22 protein-coding genes are annotated in these 20,389 nt (G+C 68.5%); 4 read left to right on the forward strand and 18 right to left on the reverse strand.

From position 1 onward, the window contains the following. Positions 1–45: 45 nt before the first annotated feature. Entirely contained in the window at positions 46–438 is a 393-nt protein-coding gene (yajC, locus tag ACWEWT_RS09420) for a preprotein translocase subunit YajC (protein WP_452557848.1), read from the reverse strand. A gap of 179 nt (positions 439–617) precedes the next feature. Between yajC and ACWEWT_RS09425 the strand changes: the two genes are divergently transcribed. Then, positions 618–863, forward strand: coding sequence for a DivIVA domain-containing protein (locus ACWEWT_RS09425; protein ID WP_452557849.1), 246 nt, complete (start codon positions 618–620; stop codon positions 861–863). A 58-nt stretch (positions 864–921) separates the two neighbouring features. Here ACWEWT_RS09425 and ruvB read toward each other — a convergent pair whose 3' ends face one another. The 4 genes from ruvB to ACWEWT_RS09445 all read right to left on the reverse strand — a co-directional run bounded on the left by ruvB (position 922) and on the right by ACWEWT_RS09445 (position 3,804). After that, complete coding sequence (ruvB, locus tag ACWEWT_RS09430) at positions 922–2,010, reverse strand: Holliday junction branch migration DNA helicase RuvB (RefSeq protein ID WP_452557850.1); 1,089 nt, start codon at positions 2,008–2,010, stop codon at positions 922–924. A 6-nt stretch (positions 2,011–2,016) separates the two neighbouring features. After that, the gene (gene ruvA, locus ACWEWT_RS09435; RefSeq protein WP_452557851.1) at positions 2,017–2,619 is read right to left on the reverse strand and encodes a Holliday junction branch migration protein RuvA; all 603 of its coding nucleotides are present in this window, start codon (positions 2,617–2,619) and stop codon (positions 2,017–2,019) included. Beyond that, on the reverse strand, positions 2,616–3,185 hold the full coding sequence (gene ruvC, locus ACWEWT_RS09440) for a crossover junction endodeoxyribonuclease RuvC (RefSeq protein ID WP_452557852.1): 570 nt from the start codon (positions 3,183–3,185) through the stop codon (positions 2,616–2,618). The genes ruvA and ruvC overlap by 4 nt, the downstream gene beginning before the upstream one ends. A 94-nt stretch (positions 3,186–3,279) precedes the next feature. After that, a complete protein-coding gene (locus ACWEWT_RS09445) occupies positions 3,280–3,804 on the reverse strand; it encodes an O-acetyl-ADP-ribose deacetylase (protein WP_452557853.1) in 525 nt (174 codons plus the stop codon). Between the two features lie 119 nt (positions 3,805–3,923). On the opposite strand from ACWEWT_RS09445, the gene ACWEWT_RS09450 reads away from it, so the two are divergent. Next, a complete protein-coding gene (locus tag ACWEWT_RS09450) occupies positions 3,924–4,322 on the forward strand; it encodes a metalloregulator ArsR/SmtB family transcription factor (protein ID WP_452557854.1) in 399 nt (132 codons plus the stop codon). Continuing rightward, the gene (locus ACWEWT_RS09455) at positions 4,319–4,813 is read left to right on the forward strand and encodes an SRPBCC family protein (RefSeq protein ID WP_452557855.1); all 495 of its coding nucleotides are present in this window, start codon (positions 4,319–4,321) and stop codon (positions 4,811–4,813) included. The genes ACWEWT_RS09450 and ACWEWT_RS09455 overlap by 4 nt, the downstream gene beginning before the upstream one ends. On the opposite strand, the gene ACWEWT_RS09460 is transcribed toward ACWEWT_RS09455, so the two are convergent. The 3 genes from ACWEWT_RS09460 to ACWEWT_RS09470 all read right to left on the reverse strand — a co-directional run bounded on the left by ACWEWT_RS09460 (position 4,810) and on the right by ACWEWT_RS09470 (position 7,153). Continuing rightward, a complete protein-coding gene (locus ACWEWT_RS09460; protein ID WP_452557856.1) occupies positions 4,810–5,565 on the reverse strand; it encodes a YebC/PmpR family DNA-binding transcriptional regulator in 756 nt (251 codons plus the stop codon). The two genes, ACWEWT_RS09455 and ACWEWT_RS09460, sit on opposite strands and share 4 nt — an antisense overlap. A gap of 12 nt (positions 5,566–5,577) precedes the next feature. Continuing rightward, positions 5,578–6,237 (reverse strand): pyridoxal 5'-phosphate synthase glutaminase subunit PdxT, encoded by a 660-nt coding sequence (pdxT, locus tag ACWEWT_RS09465; protein ID WP_452558088.1) that lies wholly within the window; start codon positions 6,235–6,237, stop codon positions 5,578–5,580. Positions 6,238–6,334: 97 nt separating this feature from the next. Continuing rightward, positions 6,335–7,153 (reverse strand): acyl-CoA thioesterase, encoded by an 819-nt coding sequence (locus tag ACWEWT_RS09470; protein WP_452557857.1) that lies wholly within the window; start codon positions 7,151–7,153, stop codon positions 6,335–6,337. A gap of 95 nt (positions 7,154–7,248) precedes the next feature. Between ACWEWT_RS09470 and ACWEWT_RS09475 the strand changes: the two genes are divergently transcribed. Then, positions 7,249–7,863: a hypothetical protein gene (locus ACWEWT_RS09475; protein ID WP_452557858.1), complete on the forward strand. Its 615-nt coding sequence runs from the start codon at positions 7,249–7,251 to the stop codon at positions 7,861–7,863. A gap of 197 nt (positions 7,864–8,060) precedes the next feature. Here the strand turns inward: ACWEWT_RS09475 and pdxS are convergent, their stop codons facing one another. The 10 genes from pdxS to ACWEWT_RS09525 all read right to left on the reverse strand — a co-directional run bounded on the left by pdxS (position 8,061) and on the right by ACWEWT_RS09525 (position 19,928). Continuing rightward, a complete protein-coding gene (gene pdxS / locus ACWEWT_RS09480) occupies positions 8,061–8,981 on the reverse strand; it encodes a pyridoxal 5'-phosphate synthase lyase subunit PdxS (protein WP_452557859.1) in 921 nt (306 codons plus the stop codon). A 384-nt stretch (positions 8,982–9,365) separates the two neighbouring features. After that, a complete protein-coding gene (locus ACWEWT_RS09485) occupies positions 9,366–10,412 on the reverse strand; it encodes an NUDIX hydrolase (RefSeq protein ID WP_452558089.1) in 1,047 nt (348 codons plus the stop codon). Continuing rightward, positions 10,412–11,536, reverse strand: a complete 1,125-nt coding sequence (locus tag ACWEWT_RS09490) for a glycosyltransferase family 4 protein (RefSeq protein WP_452557860.1) — start codon at positions 11,534–11,536, stop codon at positions 10,412–10,414. Before ACWEWT_RS09490 ends, ACWEWT_RS09485 begins: the two co-directional genes overlap by 1 nt. Next, the gene (locus tag ACWEWT_RS09495; RefSeq protein ID WP_452557861.1) at positions 11,533–12,504 is read right to left on the reverse strand and encodes a phosphatidylinositol mannoside acyltransferase; all 972 of its coding nucleotides are present in this window, start codon (positions 12,502–12,504) and stop codon (positions 11,533–11,535) included. The genes ACWEWT_RS09490 and ACWEWT_RS09495 overlap by 4 nt, the downstream gene beginning before the upstream one ends. Beyond that, positions 12,501–13,169, reverse strand: a complete 669-nt coding sequence (pgsA, locus tag ACWEWT_RS09500; RefSeq protein WP_452557862.1) for a phosphatidylinositol phosphate synthase — start codon at positions 13,167–13,169, stop codon at positions 12,501–12,503. The genes ACWEWT_RS09495 and pgsA overlap by 4 nt, the downstream gene beginning before the upstream one ends. Positions 13,170–13,409: 240 nt before the next feature. Continuing rightward, positions 13,410–14,009: an HIT family protein gene (locus ACWEWT_RS09505; RefSeq protein ID WP_452557863.1), complete on the reverse strand. Its 600-nt coding sequence runs from the start codon at positions 14,007–14,009 to the stop codon at positions 13,410–13,412. A gap of 36 nt (positions 14,010–14,045) precedes the next feature. Then, positions 14,046–16,118 carry a threonine--tRNA ligase gene (gene thrS, locus ACWEWT_RS09510; RefSeq protein ID WP_452557864.1) on the reverse strand — a complete coding sequence of 691 codons (2,073 nt, stop codon included), beginning with the start codon at positions 16,116–16,118 and terminating at the stop codon, positions 14,046–14,048. A gap of 248 nt (positions 16,119–16,366) precedes the next feature. Next, positions 16,367–17,068, reverse strand: a complete 702-nt coding sequence (locus ACWEWT_RS09515) for a (2Fe-2S)-binding protein (RefSeq protein WP_452557865.1) — start codon at positions 17,066–17,068, stop codon at positions 16,367–16,369. Beyond that, positions 17,041–17,472, reverse strand: coding sequence for a TIGR02611 family protein (locus ACWEWT_RS09520; protein ID WP_452558090.1), 432 nt, complete (start codon positions 17,470–17,472; stop codon positions 17,041–17,043). The genes ACWEWT_RS09515 and ACWEWT_RS09520 overlap by 28 nt, the downstream gene beginning before the upstream one ends. Positions 17,473–17,618: 146 nt before the next feature. Beyond that, positions 17,619–19,928 (reverse strand): SulP family inorganic anion transporter, encoded by a 2,310-nt coding sequence (locus tag ACWEWT_RS09525; RefSeq protein WP_452557866.1) that lies wholly within the window; start codon positions 19,926–19,928, stop codon positions 17,619–17,621. Positions 19,929–20,389: the final 461 nt, after the last annotated feature.

Here is a 20,389-nt window from a genome sequence, read left to right on the forward strand (position 1 = left end):
CACCGGTCGCCCGGGATATCCGGTCCGGTGGCCGGGCCGTGGTGATCAGTCCTTGGTCAGCCGGGTTTCGGTCTGCTCAGGGGTCTCCTCGGCGGCGGGGGCGGTCGGCGAGTCGGTGGACTCGGCGCCCTCGGCATCCGTACCGGGAGTCCCCTCGGCGTCACCGGTGGCCTCGGTGGCCTCGTCGTCGGTCCGCACATCGCGGATCGCGGCGCGCAGCCAGGTCGTCACGACATCCTCGGCGATCTCGAGATCGACGCTGGTGTCGTCGGCCTCGACCACGGTGCCGTACAGGCCCGAGGTGGTGGTGACCCGGTCACCGACCTTCAGACTGTCCTGCATCTGGGCGACTTTGTCGGCCTCTTTCTTCTGGCGGCGCATGCCGAGGAACATCGGCACCAGCAGCGCGACCAGTATGAGCGGAAACAGCAGATCCATGGTCGAAGTCAGTTCCTGATCTGGGTGAGGAGGGGATAGGTACGAACACAGTCTGCCAGTTCTTCGGATCCGCGCCACACCCGCACGCCCGAACGAGCCGTGTCCGGGCGGGCCGGTGGTAGTGGTCACCCGCCCGCAAACCGGTGTCGGCGTGGATACATCTTCGCGATAATCGGCCGATGACTCCCGAAGATATTCATCAGATCGCTTTCGCGCGAGCACCATTCGGACGCCGCGGGTATCGGGAGCAGGACGTCGACGAATTGCTCGACCTGATCGCGGCGGCCCTCGCCGGACGGGCGACGCTGACCTCCGAAGATCTGCGACGCGGTGTGCGGACGGCGCCGAGTGTGTTCCAGCGCGGCTACCACCCCGACGAGGTCGACAGTTTCCTCGAACAGGTACGCCGCCGGTTCGGCCTGTAGACCGGGCCCCGGCTCAGCTGCGCCGACCGCCCCGTCCGGAGAGCCCCGCGACCGACACTCAGTCGAACAGGTCGAGCGTCGGCTGGGGTTCACGCCCCCGCACCTCGAGCGCGCCGAACGCGAGGTCGGGTGGCGGTGTCAGCCCCAGATGCGACCAGGCGGCGGCGGTGGCGACCCGGCCGCGTGGGGTACGGGCCACCATGCCCGCGCGCACCAGGAACGGTTCGCACACCTCCTCGACCGTGGCCGGCTCCTCACCGACGGCCACCGCCAGCGTCGATACCCCGACCGGTCCGCCGCCGAAGCCGCGGACCAGGGAACCCAGCACAGCGCGGTCGAGCCGGTCCAGCCCCATCGGATCGACGTCGTAGACCTCGAGCGCGGCCCGGGCGACGGCCAGTGTGATCAACCCGTCCGCCCGGACCTCGGCGTAATCGCGGACCCGGCGCAGCAGGCGGTTGGCGATACGGGGCGTCCCGCGGGAGCGGCCGGCGATCTCGGCCGCGGCATCGGTATCTATCGCCACGCCCAGGATCTGCGCGGAGCGCTGCAGGATCAGCAGCAGTTCGGCGGGTTCGTAGAAATCCATATGCGCGGTGAAACCGAACCGATCGCGCAGCGGGCCGGTCAGCGCGCCGGACCGGGTGGTCGCTCCCACCAGTGTGAACGGCGCGATATCGAGCGGGATCGAGGTCGCACCCGGTCCTTTGCCCACCACCACATCGACGCGGAAATCCTCCATCGCCAGGTACAGCATCTCCTCGGCCGGCCGGGCCATCCGGTGGATCTCGTCGATGAACAACACGTCCCCGGGCACCAGATTGCTGAGCATGGCGGCCAGATCCCCGGCCCGTTCCAGTGCCGGGCCGGAGGTGATCCGCAATGCGGTGCCCAGCTCACCGGCGATGATCATCGCCAGGCTCGTCTTGCCCAGGCCCGGCGGGCCGGACAGCAGGATGTGATCGGGGGTACCGCCGCGCGCCTGGGCGCCGCGCAGTACGAGCGCCAGCTGTTCGCGCACCCGCGGCTGGCCGATGAACCCGTCCAGCGAGGTGGGCCGGAGCCCGGAGTCGGCGTCGCCGTCGGAGGCCAGGTAGCCGGCGCTGACCGGGGATTCCGCGGAATCCGGGGTGTCGTCGTAGTCCATGGCGGCCTAGCGGTTCTTGCCCAGGACCGCGAGCGCGGCCCGCAGCGCCACCGAATTCCCGGCATCGGGGTTCTCGGCCAGCACGGCGTCCACGGTCGGTTCGGCCTGTTTGAGCGGGAACCCGAGACCGGTGAGCGCTTCCACCACCTGATCACGCACCGGAGTCCGCACCGGCGTGACGGTGGCTGCGCTGTCCGCCGGTACCGGGACCAGGTTCACTTTGTCCCGCAGTTCCACGACCATCCGTTCGGCCCCACGTTTCCCGATCCCCGGCACGCGGGTGAGCGCCGCGATATCCCCGGCCGCCAGCGCCTTGCGCAGCGCCTCGGGTTCCAGCACCGCCAGCACGGCCATGGCCAGTCGCGGGCCGACCCCGGATACGGTCTGCAGCAGGCCGAACAGATCGCGGGCCTCGGTATCGGCGAACCCGTAGAGGGTCATCGAATCCTCGCGCACGATCAACGCCGTATAGAGCCGGGCCTCTTCGCCACGGGTGAGCCCGGCCAGGGTGGCCGGAGTCGCGTTCAGCTGGTAGCCCACGCCCGCGGCCTCCAGCACCACATGATCGAGGGCGAGTTCGAGGACTTCACCGCGAATGGACGCGATCACCCGCGCACCGCCTTCCGCTGCTGTTCCAGTCGTTGTGTGTACTGCTGCCGCGCCTGCTCGGCCAGGGCCTCGGCCCGCGCCATCCGCTCCAGCAGCGGCGCCCGCCAGCAGTGACAGATGGCGAGCGCCAGTGCGTCGGCGGCGTCGGCCGGTTTCGGAGGTGTCGCGAGCCCGAGGATCCGGGTGACCATCGCGGTCACCTGTTTCTTGTCCGCGGTACCGCTACCGGTGACGGCCGCTTTCACTTCACTGGGAGTATGGAACATCACCGGGATCTCGCGGCGCGCGGCCGCCAGTGCGATGACCCCGCCCGCCTGCGCGGTACCCATGGCGGTACGGACATTGTGCTGCGCGAACACGCGCTCGATCGCCACGACTTCGGGCCGGTGGGTCTCCATCCATTCCTCGGCGGCGTCGGAGATCCGCAGCAGGCGCCGGGCCAGATCCATCTCGGCGGGAGTGCGGACCACATCGACCGCGATCGCCCGCACAGTGCGCCCCGCTCCCCCGACCACCATGCTCACCCCACACCGGGTGAGCCCGGGGTCGACGCCCATCACCCGCACCGACTGATCCCTTCCCAGAACGAACAGTTGTTCGAAGTCTAGTGCAGGACCGAATATCTCGGCGCCAGTGACACGGACCCCGCTCGCCGGGCCCTCAGCCAGCCAGTTGCGCTGCGAAGATGTCGTAGGCGGACGCGTCGTACAGCACGAACAGCACCTCGGCTACCCGCGTCTCGGCGGTACGGACCGTATCGAGGGCGATCCGCGCCCCGTCCTCCATCGGCCAGCCGAACACTCCGGTGGAGATCGCGGGAAAGGCGACCGTACGCGCACCCAGTTCGTCCGCGATCCGCAGCGACTCGCGATAGCAGGAGGCCAGCAGCGGAGCGAGTTGCGCCGCCCGGTCACCGCGGGCCGACCACACCGGGCCGACGGTATGGATGACCCAGCGGGCGGGTAACTCACCGGCCGTGGTCGCCACCGCCTGCCCGGTGGGCAGGCCGCGGGGGTAGTCGGTTTCCCGTAGCCGCCGGCATTCGGCCAGGATCGCGGGCCCACCGCGCCGATGGATCGCACCGTCCACCCCGCCGCCACCGAGCAGTTCCGGGTTCGCGGCGTTCACCACCACGTCGACCTGCTGTTCGGTGATATCCCCGTGCACGAGTGTCACAGCGACCATATCGCCATTGTGCCGCCGACCGGCGGGCCTTCCCCGTCGGCGCGCCCACGCTCTCCCGATCGAGACCTCGGGTCCGGGAAGTGTGGACAAACGCGTAACCACATGGTTACGCTTTTGCCGTGGACGAAGTGGCCGCGGCGATAGCCGACCCGGTACGGCGGGAGATCCTGGAGATGTTGCGCGGTACCCGCCACACCGCGGGCGCGATCGCCGCGAGATTCCCGATCAGCCGGCCTGCCATCAGCCGTCACCTGCGAGTTCTGCGCGACAGCGGCCTGGTCCGCGACGAGCTGGTGGGCAGGCAGCGGTACTACACGCTGGACACCCAGCCACTGCGCGGACTCCGCGCCTGGCTGGCGACTCTGGACGCACCGGCGGCCTGGGAACACCGTCTCGACGCGCTGGCCACCGAAGTCCACCGGACCCGGCGGGACCGCCGGTCCGCCGACCACCGGCCGGAGACAGGCCCTCCGGCTCCCGGTCACCCGATAATTCACGACGAGGAGAACACCGCATGAGCATTCGCCCCACCGGACGCCTGGAACCCACACCGACCGGACACGATCTGGTCCTCACCCGGACCTACCGCGCGCCCATCGAGGACGTCTGGGCCAGTGTCACCGAATCGGAACGCACCGCACGCTGGTTCGGGCCGTGGGAAGGCGCTGGGGGAACGGGCGCGACGATCCGGGTGAAACTGTCCTACGAAGAAGGGCAGCCGTGGAGCGAGTACACCGTCGACACCTGTGAGCCGCCACGCCGGCTCGCCCTGCGCACCGTCGACGAGTCCGGCAGCTGGCATCTCGAGGTGACACTCACCGAGCGGGACGGGCAGACCGAGCTGGTCTTCGTCCACCATCTGGATTCGACCGATCAGCTCCCCGATATCGGGCCGGGCTGGGATTACTACCTGGACGCGCTCGGGGCGTCGCGTACCGATACGCAACGCCCCGATTTCGACGACTACTACCCCGCGATGCGGGACTACTACACGAAGCTCACCGGCTAGTCGGCGTCCAACTCGGCGAGTACCTCGTCGGAGATGTCGACATTGGTGTAGACGTTCTGGACATCGTCACTGTCCTCCAGCGCGTCGACCAGTTTGAACACCTTGCGGGCACCGTCCGCGTCGACCGCGACGCTCACCGACGGCTGGAAACCGGATTCGGCGGAGTCGTAGTCGATATCGGCGGCCTGGAGCGCCTTGCGAACATCGATCAGGTCACCGGGCTCACTGATGACCTCGAACGATTCGCCGAGGTCGTTGACCTCTTCGGCACCGGCGTCCAGGACCGCCATCAGGACATCGTCCTCGGAGAGGCCGTTCTTCTCCAGGGTGACGAGGCCCTTGCGGTGGAACAGGTAGGCGACCGAGCCCGGGTCGGCCATGTTCCCGCCGTTACGGGTCATCGCGACGCGCACCTCACCGGCAGCCCGGTTGCGGTTGTCGGTGAGGCATTCGATCAGGACGGCCACCCCGTTGGGGCCGTAGCCCTCGTACATGATGGTCTGCCAGTCCGCGCCGCCGGCTTCCTCGCCGCCGCCGCGTTTACGTGCCCGCTCGATATTGTCGTTGGGAACCGAGGACTTCTTGGCCTTCTGGATGGCATCGAACAGCGTCGGGTTGCCTTCCGGATCGCCACCGCCGGTCCGGGCCGCCACCTCGATGTTCTTGATCAGCTTGGCGAAGAGCTTGCCACGCTTGGCATCGATCGCTGCCTTCTTGTGCTTGGTGGTGGCCCATTTGGAGTGGCCGCTCATTCCCTACTTCCTTCAGGTCGATGGCACGGTATCGGTCGATAACGCTACGCCACGCACGAGATCGACGAACATTCGGTGCACACGGTGATCACCGGTCACTTCCGGGTGAAAGGCCGTGGCCACGACCCGGCCCTGCCGTACGGCGACGATCCGGCCCGCGGCCGGACCGCCGGGGATCCGGGCCAGCACCTCGACTCCGTCGCCGGCCCGCTCGACCCACGGCGCGCGGATGAACACCGACCGGACCGGGCCACCGGGCAGGCCGGCGAACTCGATATCGGTTTCGAAAGAATCCACCTGACGCCCGAAGGCGTTGCGGCGCACCGTCATATCGATACCGTTCAGATGCCGGGCATCGGGCCGGGTATCGAGTACCTCGCTGGCCAGCAGGATCATTCCGGCACAGGACCCGAACGCGGGCATACCGTCACGCAACCGGGCACGCAGCGGCTCCAGCAGTTCGAAGATCTCGAGCAGTTTGCTGATCGCCGTCGACTCCCCGCCGGGCAATACCAGCGCGTCGACCGCGGCCAGTTCGGCCGGCCGCCGGACCAGTACCGGGCGGGCTCCGCATTCGGCGAGAACCGCGATATGTTCCCGGACATCCCCCTGCAGGGCCAGCACGCCGATGGTGGGCCCGGCGGGAGCGGCACCGGTATCCGGTGCGGCCACCGATTCCGGGGAAACCGCAGACTCGTTCACCCGTGCGAGCTTACGAGCCGGGCCGGTGTGCCCGGGGTCACCCCGGTCTCCGGTACGCACGGCCGGGTCACGTACGGAGATTCCGGATCAGCCCCTCCTGAACCACGGCGGCGACGAGACGCCCACCGCGATCGAAGATCTTTCCCCCGGTCAGTGCGCGCCCGAAACCCGCCGACGGCGAGGACTGGTCGTAGAGCAGCCAATCGTCGGTGCGGAACGGGCGCAGGAACCACATCGCGTGATCGAGCGAGGCGTTCTGAGTGGGCTCGTCGGGGTGGGTGACCTTCGAGGAGCCGAGCAGCGTCATATCGCTCATATACGCGAGCGTGCACACATGGAACAGCGGATCGTCGGGCAGCGGATGCCGATAGCGGAACCACACCTGCTGCGGGGATACCACGCCGGGGCGCCGGGTCACCTGTTCCTGCGGTACCGGGCGGATATCCCAGTGCTCCCATTCCCGCATGGCCCACAGCCGCTCCGGGTCCATCGAGGTCTTGGCATCGGGAAGATCGTTCGGCGGCTCAACATCGGCCATCTCGTCCTGATGCGAAGGCCCTTCGTCACCGATATGGAAAGAAGCCGACATGGTGAATATCGCGTCACCGTCCTGAACCCCGGTGACCCGGCGCGTGCAGAAGGACCGGCCGTCGCGGATCCGATCGACCATGTAGACGGTGGGCTCGGCCGGGTTCCCGGGCCGCAGGAAATATCCGTGCAACGAATGCACCTGGAACCGCGGCTCCACCGTGCGCACCGCCGAGACCAGTGCCTGGCCCGCCACCTGGCCGCCGAAAGTGCGCGGCAGCTGGGTCTTGGTGGACGCGCCGCGGAAGATATCCCGCTCGAGGCGTTCGAGCTCCAGTGCCTCTTCGATAGTCGCCATCCGCTGAGATTAGCCCGGACCGTCCGTTTTCCCTCGACCCGGTCGGGAGTGATCCCCGTCGCCGGAGCCGGCATCGGAACTGCTGTGATGGTCCGGTGCCGCGTTTCTCCCCGACCACCCCCGATGCGCTCGCCGATCTCGTGACCCGGAGTCTGCGACCGCTGGACGGCCGGCGGGTGGTCGGGATAGACGGGGCCGACGCGGCGCACCCGCTGGAGTTCGCGCACCGCGCCGCCGACCGGGTCCGGGCCGACGGCCGTCCGGCGGATACGGTCTCGCTACACGATTTCGTGCGGCCGGCATCGCTGCGGATGGAGTTCGGCCGCGACGAGACCTCCTACCGCACCGGCTGGTTCGACTACGCGGCGCTGCGACGCGAGGTACTGGATTCGGTCCACCACGCCGGTACCTGGCTACCCGCGCTGTGGGACGAGAGCACCGACCGGTCCGCACGGGCGGCCCGGCGCCCGGCGTCACCCGCGACCGTGCTGTTCGTCGCGGGCCCCATGCTGCTGGGGCGCGGACTCCCCTTCGACCTCACCGTCCGGCTCGACCTCAGCGCCGCCGCACTCACCCGCGGCACCCCGGACGAGGACGCCTGGACCGTACCGGGCCTGCTCGCCCACGATCTGGCGAACTCCGAGACACCGCAGTACTTCGCCCGCTGGGACCACCCCGACCGTCCCGCCCTGCGAATCGGCACCGACTGACCGGGCGGCAGCGAACGACTCCGCCGAACCCGGAGCCGGGCGGCGCCGGATTCGGGCCGGGCGGCGGCCACCGTCCGCGTGCAGAGCGGTTCCGGTACGCCCGGGATCCGCAGCGCCGCTCCCGCCGGGTCAGCTCGGTCCGGCGTCCGCGTAGAACCAGTGGGGCAGCCCGGTGGGGCCGCAGCTCTCCGCGCGGATCACCAACCGCGTTCGGCGAGCCGATGCGGCTGCGGGATCTCGTCGACATTGATACCGACCATCGCCTCCCCCAGGCCGCGCGAGACCTTGGCCAGCACATCCGGGTCGTCGTAGAAGGTGGTCGCCTTCACGATCGCGCTCGCGCGCTGCGCGGGGTTACCGGATTTGAAGATGCCCGAACCCACGAATACGCCCTCGGCGCCGAGCTGCATCATCATCGCGGCATCCGCGGGGGTGGCGATACCACCGGCGGTGAACAGCACGACCGGCAGTTTTCCGGTTTCGGCGATTTCCTTGACCAGTTCGTAGGGCGCCTGCAGTTCCTTGGCGGCGACGAAGAGCTCGTCGGCGGGCAGCGAGGCCAGCCGGGTGATCTCCTGCCGGATCTTGCGCATATGTGTAGTGGCGTTGGAGACATCTCCGGTGCCGGCCTCACCCTTGGAACGGATCATGGCCGCGCCCTCGGTGATCCGGCGCAACGCCTCACCGAGGTTGGTGGCACCACAGACGAACGGCACCGTGAAGTTCCATTTGTCGATGTGGTTGGCGTAATCGGCCGGGGTCAGCACCTCGGATTCGTCGATATAGTCCACCCCGAGGCTCTGCAGCACCTGAGCCTCGACGAAATGCCCGATCCGGGCCTTGGCCATCACCGGGATGGACACCGCTTCGATGATCCCGTCGATCATGTCCGGGTCGCTCATCCGCGATACCCCGCCCTGGGCACGGATATCGGCGGGCACCCGCTCCAGCGCCATCACCGCGACCGCGCCGGCGTCCTCGGCGATCTTGGCCTGATCGGGGGTGACGACATCCATGATCACCCCGCCCTTGAGCATCTCGGCCATACCGCGCTTCACGCGGGCGGTACCGGCCTCGCGGGTCGCCTCGGGGGTCTGGGTGGTCTCGGGCGTGGTCACGGCAGCTCCTGTGTCTGTTGCCAGGTGTGGATCGTCGATGAACACCACGATTCTAGGTGGGGCCGGAAACCGCCTTCATAGCCAGTTGGAGCGCACTGGACTGGTCTCAACCTGCGATTATCCGCCCGCCTCCGGACACTGGACCGGAAGACGGCACCGCCGGACCGGTGGGACACCGGCCCGGCGGGCACTTCGACACCGAATCAGATCGGGTTGACCACCAGCAGCTTCGCCCAGTATTCGGCGGCGCCGGGACCCAGAATCGGCAACAGGTAATCGAACAGGATGTAGGACACGTACTCTTCACCTCCACACACCGAATCGACACAACCTCGGTGTGTCAAACCGCCTGCGACCCTATCACGCCAGTGAGCCCGGTCACATTCAACGGATGGAGCGGACCTCCGGATCGCCCGCGGCGTCGGCCGCCCCCGCCGCCTCCGCCAGCAGTTCGTCCAGGTGGTAGGGATAGACCAGCTCACCTGCCGCGACCTGGGCCCGGATATCCTCCGGGTCGCACCATCTGTTGCCGGTGATGGACCGTTGCTCCACATAGGTCAGATCGGCCGCGTCCGGTTCGAATCGCGGTACCCGCAGTGCGAAGAAGAGCTCCTCCGAGCGGATCAGATCGCCGTTGAACGGGAACACCGCTACCCGCCGCCAGATCGGGCCGCGCAGCGCGGACGGATCAGCGGTGAGGCCGGTCTCCTCGTACAGCTCGCGCACCGCGGCCGCACGCAGGCTCTCTCCCGGTTCCACACCGCCGCCGACGGTGAACCAGAACGAGACCGCCGGAGCCAGTGGATCGTGTCCGCGCATGAGCAGGATCCGGTCCTGCTCGTCCAGGAGCGCGATCCGCGCCGATACGCGTGTGGTGTCCACCTCCAGGCCGGTCGACGCCGCGGGCGTGGCACGTTCGGCGATCTCGAAGTATGTGGGCATGGGCGCGGTACCGCCCAGATGCAGCCAGCGCACGGGGCGGCGGGTCCGCAACGCGAGGGTGTCGCGGACGGCATCGTTGTGGAAGCGGCGGGCGATCAGCACCCGGGCTTCGGCATCGGCCAGCTCCGCGACCTGCTGGGTCGGCAACCGGGCGATATCGACGGCCGACAGCGCCGCCGCCAGCTGGTTCTCCACGGTCTCCCGGTCCGCGCGACCGGTGCGCTCGGCGCGGTCGGCGAGTGCGGTGAGCCGCCGGGCCGATTCGCCGGTGCCCGCCTCCGGACCGGCTGCCGCGGACAGCGATACCGCGACCGCGCGGGCCACCACGGCTCGGCGGGCCAGGGCCGCCTCGAGCGCATGCCAGGCCAGATCGGTGCGCACGTGCAACCGGTCCAGCCGGTTGGCGGTGGAATACGCCCACACACCCAGTGCCACCACGAGCGCGGCGATCAGCGCGAGAACGAGGACCGTGGTCGCGGAGAAGGTGATCATCCGGCCACCCGGACCCGCAGATCGCCGACCACCACGGTTTCGTAGACGCGCAGGATCTGTTCGGCCACCACCGGCCAGTCGTAGGTGCCGACCACCTGTGTCGCGGTCCGCACCAGATCGGTGCGCCGCACCTCGTCGGTGAGCACCGTGTCCAGAGCATCGGCCAGAGCCGCGGAATCGCCGATCGGGACCAGCAGCCCGGCCGCACCGTCGCGCAGCACCCGCCGGAAGGCGTCCAGTTCGCTGGCGACCACCGCGGTACCGGCGGCCATGGCCTCGATCAGGATGATCCCGAAACTCTCGCCGCCCAGGTTCGGCGCCACGTAGACATCGGCGCTGCGCATGGCCGAGGCCTTCTCCGCGTCGGAAACCTGTCCGAGGAAACGCAGATGCCGGACCAGCGGACCGGCTTCCCGGCGCAACCGGTCCTCGTCACCGCGGCCGACCACCAGGACTTCCACCTCGGGATGGCGGGCGACCAGCGCCGGCAACGCCCCCAGCAACACCTGCATTCCCTTACGGGGTTCGTCGTAGCGGCCGAGGAACAGCACCGTGCCGCCGGGTCGCGGGTAACCGGCCAGCCGGGGTGCGCGCGCGAAAGCTTGTACATCGACCCCGTTCGGGATCTCCACCGCATCGGACCCGAGCGCCTCCACCTGCCAGCGGCGGGCCAGCTCCGAGACCGCGATCCGGCCGCTGATCTTCTCGTGATAGGGCCGCAGCACTCCCTGGAACGTCGCCAGCACCAGGGATTTCGTGGTGGAGGTGTGGAAGGTGGCGACGATCGGGCCCTCGGCGATCTTCAGAGCCAGCATGGACAGGCTGGGCGCGTTGGGTTCGTGGATGTGCAGGACGTCGAACTCGTTGCTCTCGATCCACCGGCGGATCCGGGTGTAGGCGGTCGGCCCGAAGGAGAGCCGCGCCACCGAACCGTTGTAGGGAATCGCCACCGCGCGACCGGCCGAAACCACGAAATCGGGGAGTTCGGTCGTCTCCGCGGCCGGCGCCAGCACACTCACCCGGTGCCCGCGTTCCCGGAAGACCTGGGCCAGTTCCACCACATGCGCCTGGACGCCGCCCGGTACGTCGAACGAGTAGGGACAGACCATGCCGATTCTCATGGGGCGCGGTCTCCACCGGCGTCGACGGGATGGATACCGCGCCGCGCCTGTTCGGCGTGAATCCGGTCCAGCCGCGCCTCGGACAGATCTGTTTCCCACAGCGGCTGCAACATATGCCAATCGGCCGGATGCTCGGCGATCCCGGCGGCGAAACAATCCGCCAGGGCCTGGGTGGCCGCGGCGACCCCGGCGGAGACGTCCAGCGGCTCCTGGGTACGCACCATCCAGCTTTCACGGCCCTGCTCGTCCACGGTGAACCAGACATGCACCGGCATCAGCGCGGCACCGGTCTCCACGGCGAGCGCGGCCGGGCCGGCCGGCATCCAGGTCCGTTCGCCGAAGAAGGTGACCGGTACACCGCGACCGGTGAGGTCGCGCTCCCCCAGCAGGCAGACGATCTTGTTGTCGCGCAACCGCTGCGCCAGCGCGGTGAACGGCGGCTGCTCACCCCCGGTCAGCGGGAACACCTCGAAGCCCAGACTCTCCCGGTAGGCGACGAACCGTTCGAACAGCGATTCCGGTTTCAGTCGTTCCATGACGGTGGTGAACGTGCCGTAGTTCTGCACCAGCCAGGTACCGGCCATATCCCAGTTGCCCGAATGCGGCAGGACGAACACCACCCCGCGGCCACGGTCCAGGGCGGCGTCCACATGTTCCAGCCCGATCACCGAGATCCGGCCCGACCGGACCAGCTCGGCGTGATCCATCGCCGGGAGCCGGAACGCCTCCCGCCAGTACCGGGCATAGGAACGCATACTCGCCCGGACCAGTTCGTCGGAGACTGCCTCGGCGGGCAACCCGACCACCCGGGCCAGATTGCGCCGCAACTGGAGTGGGCCCCCGTTGCGGGCCGCGAAATCGCCGCCCCGGTCGAACAGAGTGCGCGCCACCCGGTCCGGGAGGGCGCGCACCACCCGCCAGCCCGCGGCATATCCGCGATCGCTCACGTTCGCCCGCCACCCCGTCACGACGGCTGCTCCGTTCCCTTGTCCGCCGTACCCAGGATTTCGCGGGCGCCCGGCGAGTTACGCACCGCCAGCACCCGCTGCCCCACCGTCACGATGCTCAGGACCGCCAGGATCCACATCGCCACGTGCACGGCCCAGGTAAGCCATTCGATACCCCAGTAGCCGCCGATACCGGTCAATCCGGCCCCCACCAGCACGATGACCAGGCGGTCGGGGCGTTCGATCAGACCGCCGTCGGCGGACAGGCCGCTGGCCTCGGCACGGGCCTTGGCATAGGAGATGACCTGTGAGGTCACCAGCACCACCAGCGTGGCGACGAACAGCGGCCTGCTCTGTTCGTGGTAGACCGCCCACCATGCCAGTGAGCCGAAGATGGCGCCGTCGGCGACGCGGTCACAGGTGGCGTCGAGGACCGCGCCGTAGCGCGTACCACCGCCCCGTGCCCGGGCCATGGCGCCGTCGAGCATATCGAACATGACGAACAGCCAGATGAGGATCGTGCCCCAGAACAGGTGACCGGTGGGGAACAACGTGACCGCGGCGGCGATCGAGGCGGCGGTGCCGATCAGGGTGACCGCGTCCGGCGTGAGGCCGGTACCGACCAGTGCCCGGCCCAGTGGGGCGGTGGCCTTGGCGAAGGTCGCCCGCCCGAAGATGCTCAGCACCTACCCCTCCTCTGCCCTGTGATATCCGCGTACCGGGCCGATTCCGGCGTTCGAGAAGGAGCAGGCGTCACGAATCCCGGACCGGAATTCCACCCGGTGACGCGCGGTGCGCGTGCGGGGGAGGCTGCCGCGCATCTACCCCTCCCGCTCGGTCCGGCGGGAAGCGGCGCACGGCCGCGACGAGATACGCACCCGAATCCGGACAGGCCCGGCGCGGGTGGGAAGCGGACAGCCACCCATCTAAGCCTCCTCCCAGGCAGACGCGAGCAGCGCCCGCGTCTCACGCAACAACTGCGGCATCACCTTGGCGCCACCGATCACCGTGATGAAGTTCGCGTCACCACCCCAGCGCGGCACGATGTGCTGGTGCAGATGGTCGGCCAGGGAGCCGCCCGCCACCCCGCCGAGGTTCAGGCCCACATTGAAACCGTGCGGCCGCGACACCTTCTTCATCGTCCGGATGGCCCGCTGCGTGAACTCCATCAACTCGGCCGATTCGGCGGTGGTGAGATCCTCCAGGTTCGCGACCCGGCGGTAGGGCACCACCATCATGTGCCCCGGGTTGTACGGGTACAGGTTCAGCACCGCGTAGACCTGTTCGCCCCGGGCGACGACCAGCCCGTCCTCGTCGGACATGGTGGGAATATCGGTGAACGGATGCCCGGTCGCGCTCTCGGTCGCGGCCGTGGCGGCCTCGGCGATATAGGACATCCGATACGGCGTCCACAACCGCTGCAACCGATCCGATTCGCCCGCACCGCGATCCACGATCTCGCCGGCCCGCCGGTCGGTCGTCCCGGACTCCTCGGCCAGACCGTCCGGCACCGTGCGCTCACTCATGTTCCATACCCTTTCCCCGCCCGGGCCGACCCGGAATCACTCGGGCGCACCACCTTCACCGTCCACCAGGGGGCGAACCGTTTCCGCGGTGGGCGAGGAATTGTCGCGGCGGCGGACCCACTCCACGACCGTTCGCACCGCGTCGCCCACCGGCACCCCGTTGACCTGGGTGCCGTCCCGGAAGCGGAAGCTCACCGCGCCGGCCTCCACATCCCGCGCGCCGGCCAGCAGCATGAACGGCACCTTCTGCGCGGTGTGGTTGAAGATCTTCTTCTGCATCCGGTCGTCACTGCGATCGACCTCGGCCCGCACACCGGCCGCGCGCAGCTGCGCCACCACCGCGTCCAGATGCGGAACGAAGGTGTCGGCCACCGGGACGCCCACGACCTGTACCGGCGCCAGCCAGGCCGGGAAAGCGCCCGCGTAGTGCTCGGTGAGCACACCGAAGAAACGCTCGATCGAGCCGAACAGCGCCCGGTGGATCATCACCGGCCGCTTCTTGGTGCCGTCGGAGGCGGTGTACTCGAGTTCGAACAGATCCGGTTCGAAGAAATCGAGCTGGATGGTCGACATCTGCCAGTTACGGCCGAGCGCGTCCCTGGTCTGCACCGAGATCTTCGGGCCGTAGAAAGCGGCGCCGCCGGGATCGGGAACCAGTTCCAGCCCGGATGCCTCCCCGACCCGGCGCAGGGTTTCGGTGGCCTCGTCCCACAGTTCGTCGGAGCCGACGTACTTGTCCGGATCCTTGGTGGACAGTTCCAGATAGAAATCGTCGAGACCGTAGGCCTTCAGCAGATCGAGCACGAACTGCAGGGTGCCGGTCAGTTCCTCGACCACCTGCTCCTGGGTGCAGTAGAGGTGCGCGTCGTCCTGGGTGAAACCGCGGGCGCGGGTCAGGCCGTGCACCACACCGGACTTCTCGTACCGGTACACCGAGCCGAATTCGAACAACCGCAGCGGCAGTTCCCGGTACGACCGGCCACGAGACCGGTAGATCAGGTTGTGCATCGGGCAGTTCATCGGTTTGAGGTAGTAGTCCTGCCCGGGCTTGCGCACGGTGCCGTCCTCGTCGAGTTCGGCATCGAGGTGCATGGGCGGATACATACCGTCGGCGTACCACTCGAGGTGCTTGGAGGTCTCGAACAGATGCGCCTTGGTGATGTGCGGAGTGTTGACGAACTCGTAGCCCGCCGCCACATGCTGCTGACGCGAGTAGTCCTCCATCTCCTTGCGGATGATGCCGCCCTTGGGATGGAAGACCGGCAGACCCGAGCCCAGTTCGTCCGGGAAGGAGAACAGATCGAGTTCCAGGCCCAGTTTGCGGTGGTCGCGCTTCTCGGCCTCCGCGAGCATGTGCAGGTAGTTGTCCTGCGCCTCGGTGGACTCCCAGGCGGTGCCGTAGATCCGCTGCAGACCCTCACGGTTCTGGTCACCGCGCCAGTACGCGGCCGAACTGCGGGTCAGTTTGAAGGCCGGGATGAACTTGGTGGTGGGGATGTGCGGACCGCGGCACAGATCGCCCCACACCCGTTCGCCGGTGCGCGGGTCGAGGTTGTCGTAGATGGTCAGCTCGTTACCGCCGACCTCCATGATCTCCGGATCGTCGATCCCGGATTTGTCACCGATCAGTTCGAGTTTGAACGGTTCCTTCGCCAGTTCGATCCGCGCCCGGTCCACCTCGACCACCCGGCGGGCGAACCGCTGCGCCCCCTTGACGATCTTCTTCATCCGCGATTCCAGTTTGACCAGATCGTCGGGGGTGAACGGACGGTCGACCCGGAAGTCGTAATAGAAACCGTCCTTGATCGGCGGGCCGATACCCAGGACCGCCTCGGGGAACTCCTGCTGGACCGCCTGGGCGAGGACGTGCGCGGCCGAATGGCGGATCACGCTACGGCCGTCCTCGGTATCCGCGGCGACCGGAGTGACCTCGGTATCGAGTTCCGGGGTCCAGGAGAGGTCGCGCAGCTGCCCGGCCGCATCGCGGACGACGACGACGGTATCGGGGCCCTTGGTGGGCAGGCCCGCCTCACGCACCGCGGCACCCGCCGTCGTCCCGGCAGGCACCCGGACGAGGGTGGCTGGGCTGCGGGGGGCTGTGGTGGTCACGGTTGCGCTCTCCTCGGGGTCTGCACGGCCGGTTCCGTTCCGGCTCGTTCGGGCTTCGGACCGCCGGCATCACACCGGCTCGGTCCGGTTCGGTGACGGTTCGATCCGTCTGTCGGTGACCGGGCACAGCCCGGCCGCGACCATGCTATCGGCACCGCCGGACACGCGTGTCGATGGACCGGGCGAGGTCGCTCGCGGCCCCCGGACGCTCGCCCGGCCGACGGCCGCCGCGCGGCGGTACCGGTTCCTCACCCACGCCGCGCGTAGTCCGCGAGCAGCGCTTCGCGCTCCGCCGGGCGGCGTTTGGGGCAGCTCACGCATTTCTCGCAGCCCGGCGCCTCGTACACCAGGCAGCAGGAGGCACGGCGGACGAACGTCCGGCCGCCGATCTCGACGAAGCGGGGTTCGGGCAGTACCGCACCGATGGCGTCGGCCAGCCGCCGTCCGACGACCGGTCGGCCGGCATCGACGGCCCAGCTGGCCACCACATCGGTGACCACCGCCCACAACGCGGCTTCCCGGACACCCGATACCGCCGCCAGCCGGCCGATCACCGTGGTGAGGGTCTCCCGCAATACCACCGCGATATCGGCCGCGGCGGCCGCGGCGTCGGAGCCGGTCCCGAGCTCCGCGTCGGGTACCGCGCTCGACCCGGTCGCCTCGATCCCGACCCGTTCCACCGTTCCGTCGGCGCGCAGGGTCAGCGCGAGCCGGTCCAGGGTGGGCGCCGGTATCCGACGGTCCTGCGCCAGCGCTCGCACCACCTGCTCGACCAACGCCGAAGCGGTCATACACCACCACAGCGTCGCGCCCACCCGCAGCGAATCGGTCCGCCAGGAGGCATTGAGGTCCGCGATACGCGCCGCGAGCCACGATTCGTCGGTGAGCATCCGGCCGCGCACCGGGTTCACGACATCCGGGTTCACGACATCAAGGGGCTGTGCAACCACTGCCAATCGACTCCGATCAGGTCACCGACGAATCCGAACGTCCCGAGCACCCACAGGGTGGCCACCACGAGTGCGCAGGTCGCCAGGAAGGCGATCACCTGCACGAGCGGCCCGCGCGAGATGTACCAGGCCATCCCGCGCCGATATTTGTCCCGTAACCACACCAGCGCACGCCGCGCCACCGCGAATTCGGTGGCGAGGATGCCGATACCGGCGAATACCAGCGCCCACCCGGGGCCGGGGAACGGAATGGTGATCACCCCGACCACGAACACCGCGGTACCGACGACAGCCACCCCGACCCGGTAGACGAGCTCGAGGGTAGGGCGTCGCGCGATCCGGTCCCGGTAGGCACGCCAGAAGGCAGGACCGGACCCCGCGGAGTCCTGGGGGTCGGTGGCGATATCGACCTGTGCACCGTTTTCGGCTCCGGGACGATCCGCGACGGAATCGGAACGACTTTCCACGGAAACCAGCCTACGAGGAGCCGGCTCCGGCACACGCGAAGATGACCCGCCCGGGGCATCCGGGCGGGTCATGTTCGGGTACTTCACCGGGAACTCTGCGCCGGTGCTCTCTGTAACTGCGCCAGTAAACCGTCGTTGTCCTCGATGGGGGCGATCCCGTCGTCCCGGACCTCGATCACCCGGGCGCTGGCGATATCGAAGAACAGACCGGAGACAGTGAGCCCACGCTCCGCGACGGCCCGGCGGACCGAGGGATGCCGCCGCAGGTTCTCCAGCTGTACCGCGATGTTCACCATGCTCAACTGCTCGACCGGACCGAATCCGGCGGCTTCGGCGGCACAGCCGACCACATGTCCGGCCCGGTACTGCTCCATACTCGGCTGCCCGTGTTCGAGCCACCGGTCGATACCCGGCCCCGCGGACTCACCCGAATGCAGCGCGCCCATGGCCCCGCAGGAGGAGTGGCCGCAGACGACCACGGACCGCACATTGAGCTTCTCCAGCGCGAAGACCAGTGCCGCCTCCACCGAGGCGTCCCCGTGCTCGGGCACCAGATTGCCGACATTGCGGACAGTGAACAGATCTCCCGGACCGCTGTTGGTGATCACATTCGGCACGATCCGCGAATCCGAGCAGGTCAGGAAGAAGGAATCCGGATCCTGTCCGTCCCGCAGCTCGTCCAGGTGCGGCCGCACCAGATGCGCGGCGCTGCGGTGGTACGCGGCGATACCGCTGACGAGCGGATCGCTGCTGTCTCCCGGTCCGTCCGTCGAGCCGTTGCGATCGACCTGCCACGGCCCGAGGACACCGTCGAGGGCGACCCGGCTCATACTGCGCGAAGGCGGCGCTGCCTCCACGTTCGCCATGCGCGCGGCTCCGATCTCCACGAAATCGACAGTGCCACCGTTGCTCTCGTGCTGGCGTGCCCATTCGGTGATGGCGTCGTAGGCGGCGTGATCGAGGAAATCGACCGTCATCTCCACAGTCACCGGGATACCCTGCGGAACCTTCGCGAAGGTGGCGGACAGCTTCGGCAGCGACAGGAACGTGCACGATCCGTCGACCTGGATGAGCCAGCGATCGGTGCCGCCGAGCGGTTCGGCGGTGATCGTGACCCGGACCACCCGCCAGAGCAGGAGCGCGAACGCCAGCGCCAGGCCGATGAGCACGCCTTCGAGCAGGTTCAGGAACACCACCGCGGCCAGCGTCACCGTGTAGACGAAAAGATCACCGGTACGGTGCGCGAGCCGGATATGCGCCATTTTGACCAGTTGTACGCCGATGACGATCAGCAGGCCGGCCAGTGCGGCGAGCGGGATCTGCTCCACCAGTGCCACCAGGGCCACCGAGAAGACCAGAATCCACACACCGTGCAGTACCGCCGAGGCGCGACTGCGCGCACCGGCCGCGACATTGGTGGAGCTGCGCACGATGACGCCGGTGACGGGCAGGCCACCGAGCAGACCGGACAGTACATTCGCCGAACCCTGACCGATCATCTCGCGGTCGAAATCGGCACGCGGCCCGGTGTGCATCTTGTCGATCGCGACGGCCGACAACAGGCTCTCCACGCTGGCGATGAGGGCGAAGGTGAGGATCATCATCGCGACCCCGGCCCAGTCACTGCGGGGCAGTTCGGGCAGCCCGATCGCGTCGAACAGCGAACCGTCGATGCTGACCCGTTTGACATCGAGCGAGAACACCAGGGACAGCACTGTGGCGACCACGATCGCGGCCAGGGCACCGGGGACGACCTTGACCCGTTCGGGCAGGTACTTCCAGCCGAGCATGATGGCGATGACGACCACGCCGAGCAGGACGGCCGGCCCGTGCAGCGATGCCAACTGGGCGGGCAGTTCGGTGATGTTGATCCACGCGGTGCTGTTGGATTCGCCACCGAGCAGTACGTGCAACTGCTGCAGCGCGATGGTGATACCGATTCCGGCGAGCATGGCGTGCACCACTACCGGTGCCACCGCCAGTGCCGCTCTGGCGATCCGGCTCAAGCCGAACAGGATCTGCAGGACCCCGGCCGCGACGACGATGAACCCGGTTACTCGCCAGCCGAATTGATTGATCGATTCGGCGACGATCACGGTGAGACCCGCGGCCGGGCCGCTCACCTGGAGGACGGAGCCGCCGAGCGCGCCGGCGACCACACCGCCGATCACGGCGGCGATGAGGCCGGCGGCCACCGGGGCACCCGAAGCGATCGCGATACCGATGGACAGGGGAAGCGCGACCAGGAAGACCACGATCGAGGCCGGTACGTCGTGACGCAGGACCGAGGTCAGCCAGGCCGGGCTGGGTCTTTGTCCGGACTCGGCGGGTTCACGCCCGTCCGAGTCCGAACCAGCATCCGGCGCAGTGGAATTCGTACTCTGGGTTGCCATCGTTCTCCTTCGCGAGCCCGGCCGGAGCCGAGGTCGGTTGACGATCAACATGTCGACGTGGACACAGACCGCGAACCGGCATCTCGCGGTGAAGTAGGTACCCGGCACAGCAACGGGCCGAGTCGTAAACCGTTCCCATGGTAAGGGTAATGACTTATCAAAGTCTGAGAGCCACCCCCACCGCTGGCGATAACGACCCGACCACGTCGTCCGATCGCTTCCCGACCCGGATCAGCGACGAAAAACGCTGCGGAGCGGAAGATTACGAGTGCCGTCCGACAGCGCCGGAACGACCGGCCGGAATCCGCCGGCCGTTGCACCGGCGGACCGATCCGGGCCTCGAGTTCGGTGCATCCGGTATCCCGCACCCGATGATGCCGCGCCGGTCGGCACGGCGTCCTCCCCATCGCCACCGGGGAGCCGAGCGGGCCGGGGCGCGGCCGTACCACCTGCACCGCACC

It is taken from the genome of Nocardia sp. NPDC003963, from assembly GCF_053605105.1.

Coding starts and splice junctions, on each gene's coding strand:
- yajC (WP_452557848.1), bottom strand. CDS start 438: ATGGATCTGCTGTTTCCGCTCATACTGGTCGCGCTGCTGGTGCCGATG.
- ACWEWT_RS09425 (WP_452557849.1), top strand. CDS start 618: ATGACTCCCGAAGATATTCATCAGATCGCTTTCGCGCGAGCACCATTC.
- ruvB (WP_452557850.1), bottom strand. CDS start 2,010: ATGGACTACGACGACACCCCGGATTCCGCGGAATCCCCGGTCAGCGCC.
- ACWEWT_RS09445 (WP_452557853.1), bottom strand. CDS start 3,804: ATGGTCGCTGTGACACTCGTGCACGGGGATATCACCGAACAGCAGGTC.
- ACWEWT_RS09455 (WP_452557855.1), top strand. CDS start 4,319: ATGAGCATTCGCCCCACCGGACGCCTGGAACCCACACCGACCGGACAC.
- ACWEWT_RS09460 (WP_452557856.1), bottom strand. CDS start 5,565: ATGAGCGGCCACTCCAAATGGGCCACCACCAAGCACAAGAAGGCAGCG.
- ACWEWT_RS09470 (WP_452557857.1), bottom strand. CDS start 7,153: ATGGCGACTATCGAAGAGGCACTGGAGCTCGAACGCCTCGAGCGGGAT.
- ACWEWT_RS09490 (WP_452557860.1), bottom strand. CDS start 11,536: ATGAGAATCGGCATGGTCTGTCCCTACTCGTTCGACGTACCGGGCGGC.
- ACWEWT_RS09505 (WP_452557863.1), bottom strand. CDS start 14,009: ATGAGTGAGCGCACGGTGCCGGACGGTCTGGCCGAGGAGTCCGGGACG.
- ACWEWT_RS09525 (WP_452557866.1), bottom strand. CDS start 19,928: ATGGCAACCCAGAGTACGAATTCCACTGCGCCGGATGCTGGTTCGGAC.